11 protein-coding genes and 3 pseudogenes are annotated in these 8,716 nt (G+C 36.2%); 7 read left to right on the top strand and 7 right to left on the bottom strand.

The annotated features are described in order from the left end of the window. A pseudogene (locus Sarmat_RS05085) lies at positions 1-275 on the top strand (hypothetical protein); the annotation flags it as partial. 189 nt (positions 276-464) lie between these two features. After that, positions 465-599, top strand: coding sequence for a hypothetical protein (locus Sarmat_RS07120; RefSeq protein ID WP_279611759.1), 135 nt, complete (start codon positions 465-467; stop codon positions 597-599). Positions 600-766: 167 nt separating this feature from the next. On the opposite strand, the pseudogene Sarmat_RS05080 reads toward Sarmat_RS07120, so the two are convergent. Further along, positions 767-1,627, bottom strand: a pseudogene (locus tag Sarmat_RS05080) (IS5 family transposase). 70 nt (positions 1,628-1,697) lie between these two features. Between Sarmat_RS05080 and Sarmat_RS05075 the strand changes: the two are divergent. Then, positions 1,698-1,818 (top strand): annotated as a pseudogene (locus Sarmat_RS05075) (IS5/IS1182 family transposase); the annotation flags it as partial. 136 nt (positions 1,819-1,954) lie between these two features. Here the strand turns inward: Sarmat_RS05075 and Sarmat_RS05070 are convergent. From Sarmat_RS05070 to atpC, 4 genes are all read right to left on the bottom strand, one after another. Continuing rightward, on the bottom strand, positions 1,955-2,104 hold the full coding sequence (locus Sarmat_RS05070) for a hypothetical protein (RefSeq protein ID WP_202149722.1): 150 nt from the start codon (positions 2,102-2,104) through the stop codon (positions 1,955-1,957). Further along, positions 2,094-2,294, bottom strand: a complete 201-nt coding sequence (locus Sarmat_RS05065; RefSeq protein ID WP_202149721.1) for a hypothetical protein — start codon at positions 2,292-2,294, stop codon at positions 2,094-2,096. Before Sarmat_RS05065 ends, Sarmat_RS05070 begins: the two co-directional genes overlap by 11 nt. A 160-nt stretch (positions 2,295-2,454) precedes the next feature. Continuing rightward, entirely contained in the window at positions 2,455-3,618 is a 1,164-nt protein-coding gene (locus tag Sarmat_RS05060) for an acetyl-CoA C-acetyltransferase (protein ID WP_202149720.1), read from the bottom strand. Between the two features lie 76 nt (positions 3,619-3,694). Beyond that, complete coding sequence (gene atpC, locus Sarmat_RS05055; RefSeq protein ID WP_202149719.1) at positions 3,695-4,099, bottom strand: ATP synthase F1 subunit epsilon; 405 nt, start codon at positions 4,097-4,099, stop codon at positions 3,695-3,697. A 217-nt stretch (positions 4,100-4,316) separates the two neighbouring features. On the opposite strand from atpC, the gene Sarmat_RS05050 reads away from it, so the two are divergent. The 4 genes from Sarmat_RS05050 to Sarmat_RS05035 all read left to right on the top strand — a co-directional run bounded on the left by Sarmat_RS05050 (position 4,317) and on the right by Sarmat_RS05035 (position 7,898). After that, complete coding sequence (locus Sarmat_RS05050; protein WP_202149718.1) at positions 4,317-6,326, top strand: LPS-assembly protein LptD; 2,010 nt, start codon at positions 4,317-4,319, stop codon at positions 6,324-6,326. Positions 6,327-6,471: 145 nt separating this feature from the next. Continuing rightward, positions 6,472-7,383, top strand: coding sequence for a SurA N-terminal domain-containing protein (locus Sarmat_RS05045; RefSeq protein ID WP_202149717.1), 912 nt, complete (start codon positions 6,472-6,474; stop codon positions 7,381-7,383). Beyond that, positions 7,373-7,549 (top strand): hypothetical protein, encoded by a 177-nt coding sequence (locus tag Sarmat_RS05040; protein WP_202149716.1) that lies wholly within the window; start codon positions 7,373-7,375, stop codon positions 7,547-7,549. Before Sarmat_RS05045 ends, Sarmat_RS05040 begins: the two co-directional genes overlap by 11 nt. A 37-nt stretch (positions 7,550-7,586) precedes the next feature. Continuing rightward, positions 7,587-7,898 carry a monovalent cation/H(+) antiporter subunit G gene (locus tag Sarmat_RS05035; RefSeq protein WP_202149715.1) on the top strand — a complete coding sequence of 104 codons (312 nt, stop codon included), beginning with the start codon at positions 7,587-7,589 and terminating at the stop codon, positions 7,896-7,898. A 141-nt stretch (positions 7,899-8,039) separates the two neighbouring features. Here the strand turns inward: Sarmat_RS05035 and Sarmat_RS06905 are convergent, their stop codons facing one another. Next, positions 8,040-8,222, bottom strand: coding sequence for a transposase (locus tag Sarmat_RS06905; protein WP_244127151.1), 183 nt, complete (start codon positions 8,220-8,222; stop codon positions 8,040-8,042). Positions 8,223-8,483: 261 nt separating this feature from the next. After that, a partial coding sequence (locus Sarmat_RS05025; protein ID WP_202149714.1) for a transposase family protein occupies positions 8,484-8,716 on the bottom strand: 233 nt, incomplete at its 5' end.

The following is an 8,716-nucleotide window of genomic DNA, read 5'->3' as shown; positions in this document are numbered from 1 at the left end:
GAGCTACATATGCTGACAAAGGTTATTGCGTTGCTCCCGCCAGGATAGCAGCGGCTCGTAAGGGAGTTCATCTATGTGCTATTAAGAAAAACAATATGAAGGAAAAGAATTTTGATCTCGACCGCTATTATACTTACATTAGATCTCCTTTCGAAAGGGTGTTTGCTCAGAATAATAAACGACTGCGATATGTAGGAATAGCAAAAAATCAATTTGCTGAATTTATGAATGCAATCTGTTTTAATTTAAAGCGTTTAACCGTCCTTGCTGCATAAAACAGGTAAAAATACATCTATTTAGGCTTATAACAAAACTAAAACAGCTAAAAATGAGATTAATTTCTGATTTGACTAAAAAACTATGCAGTTTTTAATAGCAAAATCCTTATAAAATCACTCAAACAAAAATTTTAACTACAAAATTTTCTAAAATCTCATCTCGCAACGGTCCCAGAGCCGCAGCGTATGAAGTACGTGAGGACTCGAGTATCGACAGCGTCGCCACAGTTGCCATCAGGAGTAGAGTTAGGAAAGAGGTCTATTGTTACTGGAATTGTTAATTTCAAAAATGATTTCGTTAATAAATTACTTGCCGCTTGATGCTAAAATAATCACGAACAACCTTCTTCACCCCTCGCATTGGCTAATTGTTAATTAAATACTTACGCAAGAGGTCTAGCTTCCAGAGCAAGAAGAGAAGTATCAAGGGAGTATGACGAAGGATTGTATAAGGAACGGAATTTAATTAGACCTCTTTCGAAACTCATTTATACTAGCTCCATGTTATAAATAGCTACAATTAAATTAAATCTGAGTCCAAATCTCTTCCGTCTGTTTCTATATTTGTCAGATATGATTTTAAACCGTTTGAGCATGCCGATAACATTTTCATTTGGAACTCTTTCACTAGCAAGCGCTTGGTTTTTCTTCTTATCATCTTTTGTTAAGGAGTTCTTCTTACTCTTCTTTCTTGGTAATTCAGATTTGCTATGCAGCTTTTGTATGCCTTGATATCCAGTATCAGTAATAGCTTTTATAGAAGGATTTATCTTTTCTCGACTCTTTAAATAGCCTAAAATCATGCCGTTTACCATTTGCAAAAGCAGTGCGTATTACTTGTTTCGTCTTTTTATCTACGACAACTTGCGTCTTTAAAGTATGCTTTCTCTTTTTGCCTAAATAAAATTGTTTTTGTTTATTATTACGTCTCTTAATACGCTTCTTATTCTTTACCCTTTTTTTGGGCGCTCTATAGGCGTCTCTGTTGCGTCAATCAGCGCAACTTCATATTCCATATTGCTTTTAAGTAATGCTTTTCGACCAGGTAAAGCAAAATCTGGATGCTTGATGAGCGTATCTTCTATCCACTTAATTCCTTTGTAGCATGAGCTTTCGCTTATTCCATAACTTTGACTAACATGGAAATATGTGCGGTATTCCCTTATATATTCCAACGCCATTAATAGCTGATTTTATATGCTCAACTTATTTTTTCTACCTCCTTTAGTTTTTTTCTTGTTATCAGCTTCCTCTAATATTTGTATCATCTTATCAAACGTACTACGCTTAACTCCCGTTAATCTTCTGAATTGCTCAGCTGATAAATTTTTTACTTGTTCGTATTTCAATTATAAAACCATACTATATTTATTGACACACCTTTACTATACATATATATTATAGTTTCGAAAGAGGTCTAATGTTATCGGTATGCTCAAACGATTTAAAATCATATCTGACAAATATAGAAACAGACGAAAAAAGGTTTGGCCTCAGATTCAATTTGATTGCAGCTATTTATAACATGGAGCCAGTATAAATGAGTTTCGCAAGAGGTCTATTCTATCCTTGATTTTTTCCAAGAAAGGTTTAATGTAAGCGCTTGAAGTAGTATATTATGCATCATCAGAAAATACATCCTCATACTACTTCAATCCCCTATATTTAAGCCACTTCTACCACCTCTCACTACATAAATTATAGGATACTATGCCCCAGATATCTTGATAATTTGAGTCGCTATAACGCTTTACTAGGGTTCCTATCACATCAGCTCTAGTATAAACCCGTCCAGACGCACCAACTTCCCAAAATTCATCGCACATCTGATCCTCGATATCCAATTTCGTTGTACCAAATTTCTCTGGATGATGAAAGATTAGACCTCTTGCATAACCTAAAAATGAAAGAGGAATTTTTAGGAAAAATGACGTTGAGCACCGCAGCATACTCTAGTATATGAGGAGCGCAAAGGAGTTTTGACAACAAAATTACCCCACGGAATAGGTTATGCAAGAGGTCTATTGACTCTCTTGCTTTAAGCTCATTCAGAATCTTCAGCAAATCGCGCTGCTGTTCTTGCATACATACCACACTACTTTTCAACGTCGCTCTAAAATCTCCATTTCTTTATTTAATTATTTTTTATAATAACTTATAACAACTAAAACGCCAGCTAAACGCCAGCTATAGCCATAGCAAGCCCCATACCACCTCCTATACACAAAGTTGCCACTCCTTTCTGCATCTTCAATCTTTTAAGTTGATGAATAAGAGTAACCACAATTCTACAACCACTAGCACCTATAGGATGGCCAAGAGCTATTGCCCCACCGCACACATTAACCGCATCAGTATTCCATGCAAGTTCCCGATTAACATAAATAGCCTGTGCAGCAAAAGCTTCGTTAGACTCTACAAGCACATCATTCACATTCCATTGCACTTTATCCAAAAGCCTCTTCGCAGCCACCGCCGGCCCCGTGCCCATAATATTCGGGTCAACGCCAGACATAGAATAGCCCACTATTTTTGCAATAGGCGTCAGATTATGCTCTTTTAACGCATGCTCTGAGCAAATCAGAGTCACCGCAACGCCATCGTTAATAGTAGAAGAATTACCGGCAGTTACAGTTCCGTCTTTTTTAAACACAGTTTTTAGCTTAGTTAACCCTTCTAAACTAGTATCAGCGCGCACTTGCTCGTCATGCAGAAAGATCTGCTCTTTAGGGCAGGCAAGAGGCAGAATTTCCTGCGTGAACCAACCTTCTTTTATAGCATTTGCCGCTTTGCGTTGAGAGCTAAACGCGAACTCATCTTGTTCCTGTCTAGAAATATTGAAGCGAGATGCGATGTTTTCCGCTGTCACGCCCATCGCTTCGCCGGAAAAGGCGTCACTCAAACCATCTTTATACATCATATCCAACACCTCTTGCCCCCCAAACTTTACAGCCTTACGCATGTAAAGAGCGTGCATAGACTGCGACATACTCTCCTGCCCACCGGCAATAACTAAATGAGCATTACCAGATAGAATCGCATTAAAAGCTAAAATAATAGACTGCATACCAGAGCCACACACTTTATTGATAGTAAAGGCTGGCACTTGATGAGGCACACCGCCAAAAACAGCGCTCTGCCTCGCGGGGTTCTGCCCCACCCCTCCAGTAAGCACCTGGCCCATGATCACTTCATCAAGGCACATCGGATCTATCTTAGTTTCCGTCAATAAATGCTTGATCAACTCCGCTCCTAGCTTAGGCGCAGAATAATGAGAAAGAGAACCTAGCAAAGACCCGATGGCGCTGCGTTTAGCAAATGCGATGTATACGTTAGACATACGAACTCAAATATAAATTATAAATTAAATTACAAATGCAATAGCGACGGAGATGATACCGCGTATATGATGAAGATTACGATTTCGCTAAAATTCTCAGAGATTCGCGGTAAAAAGTTAATTTGTTGTTGATATTTTCTAAATTACCTATACCATGAGATAGGGCTTCTTCTAACTTTTGCACCTCGTTGTGTATGTTGTTAGCATCGGCCTCTTGCAGATCTAAGATCACCTCATTACTCAGTATATCAACCCTATTTTTGATAATATGTGCTATTCCAATACGTAAAAAATATCGCAGTTCTTTATCTTGTTGATTTATCACGACTAAACCAGATTTTAACTGAGATAATATGTTTGTATGATCTGGCAATACCATAAAACTACCTTGCTCTCCAGGAAGCATAACTGAATTAGCTAATATTTCTAGCAAATCACCCTTTGCATCAATAATTTTAACCATTAAAAGATCTTGTGTCATAGAAAGTAGAAGAACCTCACTTAAGTAATTGTGATGAATATAGAAATGATAGCAGTTAGATCAATCTAAGAAACTAATAATTCAGTAGAACATATGTATATTATAATCAACAAAATATTTACTTACAACTAAAAAGATGAAAATCTTTGCTATTTTCTTACGCTATTACACGGTAATTTTATGCATTTTTTGCATTCATCACACAGTTTTTGGTTTTGTGAAAAGAAACCACAGGTTTGAATTATTTAAAGCGGATAAAATAGAGTATCTCAGTGACAAAAGAATAGTATACGCTACTGGGCATATTCAGATATTAACATCAGAATACAGTATTAGTGCAGAAAAGGTATTATATGATACGGTGAACGATTTTTTATGGGCCGAAGGTAATATTATTATCCAAAATACCAAAGGCGAGAAATTTTTTGGGCAAACTATCATTCTACATGATCAAGTGAAACAATGGCTCGTAAAAAAATTCATCTTAAAGTTTAAAAAAGATGGGCAAAAAGCATTGTTTTCAGCAGCCTTCGCCTCGCAAAGTAAGGCGAAGCAGTTTATACTGTACGACGCCCATTTTACGCATTGTGATGCATCTAAGGATATACCTTTATGTAATATTTCTGCAAGTACAATGCACATAGATATGGAAAAAGAAGATATCGTATTTAAAAACGTCTTTTTTGAGTTATATGGCAAAAAGTTATTCTACTTACCATACTTTTCTTGCCCTACCCCTAACGCCTCTGCGCGCGTTGGATTCCTCACTCCTAGGGTTTTTTTAGATTCAATAATCATTCCATTTTACATACCAATAAATAAGTCGTCTGACATAACATTAAATTCTCGCATAGGTCGCCAATTTGGTGAGAATTATTATATATGGGGTATAGAAAACAGATATCTTGGCAAAAATGGATACTACCAACTATCATATGACTATAGCAACGCACGCCTCTTGCATAATCGACATGGCAAGTCGGAATTCTATGGCGCATTAGACTCTGCATGGAATGCGAAGGGCGTAAGTTATGGCGCTTTGTTCAATAGAGTCTCTGATGTTAGTTTTTTAAATAACTATTATCAAATATATAAACCATACTTAACTTCAGAACTCTATGCAAAAAAGATTAATGTATATGATTTTCTAACTCTATACTTCGTGTCTCTACAGAACACAAATCCCATTAAATCACTCAAGCAAGATGTAAACGCAATACCTCAGTTTAAGTTTAAAAAGGTTTTTGACATACCAAATTTTTCCAATGCCAAAATAGTACTAGCGAATGAAACCGTGAATTATACCTCAGATCTCTCAGGATATAATACAGTAGTAAACACTAGAGCGCAGTTAATACATAACTACTTTTCTCCTTTAGGTTGCGTCTTTAATACTAGCATTAGCAATAGAAACGATGTGTATCGAATATATAACCTAAAATACACGCGCAATATACCAGAGTTTCAGGAAATTCTGCGCTATCCATGCATCGCGCAGTTTTCGCGCGCACCTAAAATTAATTTTTTGTTAGAACCATACGTCTCATTGATTATTGGGCGACAAGCCAAAAAAAATGATAACATACTCAACGCACTTGACAAGAAACGATATATTATCTCGGAAAATAATCTGTTTGAGTCTAATCACTACGGTGGTATTTATGGCTGCGAGTTTGGTACTCGTATTGCGTATGGTGTAAAATATGGCTTTGCGCGCGATGCTAGCTATTGTTTATTATTTATAGGCCAGGGTAGGAATATCAACGATGATACAAAGAGTGAAAATGTGGGTAGGGCAAGAATATCTCTTGCTCAAAATATGGAGTTGGTGTATAAATTTACCAAGAGCCAGAAGTTAAAACCAATCCTGGATGAAGTAGGTTTATATTTAAATTATGACAGAATTGACCTTTCGCTGAATTTGATTATGATCTCAGATTCCTATAATGCTTTGCTTATGCGCAATTCAGGTTATGGAACAGATCCAGTGAACCAGTTATACTATAAACTTAACTTCAAGATTAATGAATATTGGTCATTGCAAAATGAAATGAGGATTAACGCTAGCTTTGCTCGTAGCCAGGTGCTGTATAACAAGGTGGGCGCTACGTTCTTTATGGATTGCATAGGTTTTGATTTTAGTGTATATAAGAGTTATACTAAAAACCTTATTTATGGTATTAAACCTGAGAGCGGATTTAATCTCTCGTTAATCTTTAAGCGATAATAATAGTGCGTCGCATATGTCGAAATATAATTAAATAATAAAAAGTAACATAATATAAATATATATAGATAATATATAATTGATGTAACGTATTAAAACATATTAAATGATAATATTTTTTAATAATAAAATAACAAAATGATATATGAAACAAATATGGTTCGTGAAGCTAATGAATAAATTTCTTTTAAGAGCATGTTTGCTTTGTTTTTTATGCATATCTAGCGCCCTAGCTAGCATTGTGGCTACCGTCAATAACAAACCAATCACAGCGTATGATTTAGACCATGCAATGAGGATGATGGCGTTGTTTAATAATGTAGATTTAGATCAAGATAGACCAAAATGGCGCAATGCCACTCTGCAGCAACTCATTGATAGACAATTGATATATCAATACGCTAAGAAACAAGGCATGGCGGTTTCAGATGCCGTAGTGCAAGCGCAAATAAGAGAAATTAGCAAATCAAATAAATTACCGCCTGATGGCTTGGTGCAAATGCTCAAAAACAATAACATTGATCCTAAGGCGTTAGAGGAGTATATTCGCACTGACATCTTGTTTCATCAAGTTTTTATGCCTCAAGGTAAGCAGCCTGATGTTTCAGATTACGAACTGAGTAAAGTGTTGTTAGCCGGGTCCACTAAAATACCAAAGGTGAGCATGGTTGTGTTTAGCGCTAAGAGTGATGATAAAAAAATACAGCAGCAGTTAGCAAAGATAAGAATGCAAATCATGCATGGGTCAGACTATCGCAAACTTAAACTAGATAAAATAGAGAAAAAAGAAATAAGTGGCGAGTTGAACTTACTAGATCATCAACTGCAATCTATAGCATCTGATCTATGCATTAACGCTCCTAGTAAGCTCTTTTATTATAATAACAATTTAGTCTTTGTTTTGTTAACTCAGAGAGTTTTTTATGATCTAACAGACAATGAAAAACGGAACGCGACTGGATTTGTGCTACAGAAGAAAGTAGGGCATGGCGCGCAAATGGCATTAAATCAACTCAAAAGAAAAGCGATTATAAAGGTAAACGATCATGCTGAATGAAGATGTCGCCGCAGATGCTATGCGTAATGATACTCGTGATGATATTCGTAGTATGCAAAGACGGAGTGAACAGGAGTGTAAAAATAGCAAGCTATCTGCTGCCCTGCGCAATAATATTAGGAGGCGTAGAGATGCTATTTTAAATAGCGCACAGCGTAGTGAATAAATATTTACCCGGTTATTAATTTATTAACGTGCCTTACATGTCTGCCATATTTACCATAGTTACTTGGCTTTTTCTTATAAAATGTTTAGGCTTCTTGCTTATTGCCTTAGGCCTGATAGTGTTAGCGCTTAGCATGGTTGGCTTACTGCGCTTCTCTGGGCTTCGCGCAAAAATACAGGCTGTTGGGTTAATGGATATATGTGGCTTTGTGAGTATTTTTATTGGGCTTGGCCTGTGCTTTCTTTGGTTATTACCTAAAATGCTTTTGTTAATATTGTTGATGATGATACTAAGTCCGCTAGTTTCAAATATTATATGTAGAATTGGGCAGATAGATAAAAAAAGGTAATAAATCTTTCCTTGAAACACTCTGACGATGCAAATCAAAAGCTTTAGATCTTATAGATGGACAGGATGAGGTAGTTATAGATCTAATCCTTCAGGAACGCACTAAGATGGATAGAGTATAGCGATGAAGAGGTGTCCCAAATTAAGCGCGAGTCAAATTAAAAGAGCTACAAGGATTTGTTAGCGGTATAAGTGATACGAAGGAGTGTATTGCATATCTCTCTCTTTTGCCTTTCTTACTGGCAGTAATTTGATTTTTAATCCATCGTTTCATATTAGCCCAAAATTTCTCTATTGAATTCAGATCTGGTGAATGTGGAGGCAAAGAAATGATCCTGCAATTTACTATTCAATCAATTCTTTTGTCTTCTTAGATTTATGAAAAGAAGCATTGTCCATAATTACAACTTGGCCGGACTTTAATTCCTTAATTAAAACATTCTCCACCTAGCTTTCAAATAATAGTGTATTGCATGGACCATTAAATACCATAGGTGCTCTTGAATTACTATTCACTAATCCTGCTATAATATTCGTTCTTTCGTGATGTTCGCTACTCTTTTTACTAAGGACCTCTTGCATAACCTCATATATTCAACCCCCAATTATAAATTCCCGATATCAAATTGAATCTGAGGCAAAACCTTTTTCGTCTGTTTCTATATTTGTCAGAGATGATTTTAAATCGTTTGAGCATACCGATAACATTTTCATTAACCACTCTTTCACTGGCAAGTTCTTGATTCTTCTCCTTATCCTCTTTTGTTAACGGGTTTTTCTTAGTCTTCTTTTTGGGCAATTCAGATTTGCTATGCAGCT

Source organism: Candidatus Sarmatiella mevalonica, from assembly GCF_016751895.1.
GTDB classification, from domain to species: Bacteria; Pseudomonadota; Alphaproteobacteria; order Rickettsiales; family Rickettsiaceae; genus Sarmatiella; species Sarmatiella mevalonica.
The sequence above is the reverse complement of the archived record's forward strand: the minus strand, read 5'-3'. Positions and strand labels throughout refer to the sequence as shown.

Excerpts from the sequence above, each read along its gene's own strand:
- Sarmat_RS05045 (WP_202149717.1), top strand. The coding sequence starts at position 6,472 with ATGAAACAAATATGGTTCGTGAAGCTAATGAATAAATTTCTTTTAAGA.
- Sarmat_RS05070 (WP_202149722.1), bottom strand. The coding sequence starts at position 2,104 with ATGTGCGATGAATTTTGGGAAGTTGGTGCGTCTGGACGGGTTTATACT.
- Sarmat_RS05060 (WP_202149720.1), bottom strand. The coding sequence starts at position 3,618 with ATGTCTAACGTATACATCGCATTTGCTAAACGCAGCGCCATCGGGTCT.
- atpC (WP_202149719.1), bottom strand. The coding sequence starts at position 4,099 with ATGACACAAGATCTTTTAATGGTTAAAATTATTGATGCAAAGGGTGAT.
- Sarmat_RS07120 (WP_279611759.1), top strand. The coding sequence starts at position 465 with ATGAAGTACGTGAGGACTCGAGTATCGACAGCGTCGCCACAGTTGCCA.
- Sarmat_RS05040 (WP_202149716.1), top strand. The coding sequence starts at position 7,373 with ATGCTGAATGAAGATGTCGCCGCAGATGCTATGCGTAATGATACTCGT.
- Sarmat_RS05035 (WP_202149715.1), top strand. The coding sequence starts at position 7,587 with ATGTCTGCCATATTTACCATAGTTACTTGGCTTTTTCTTATAAAATGT.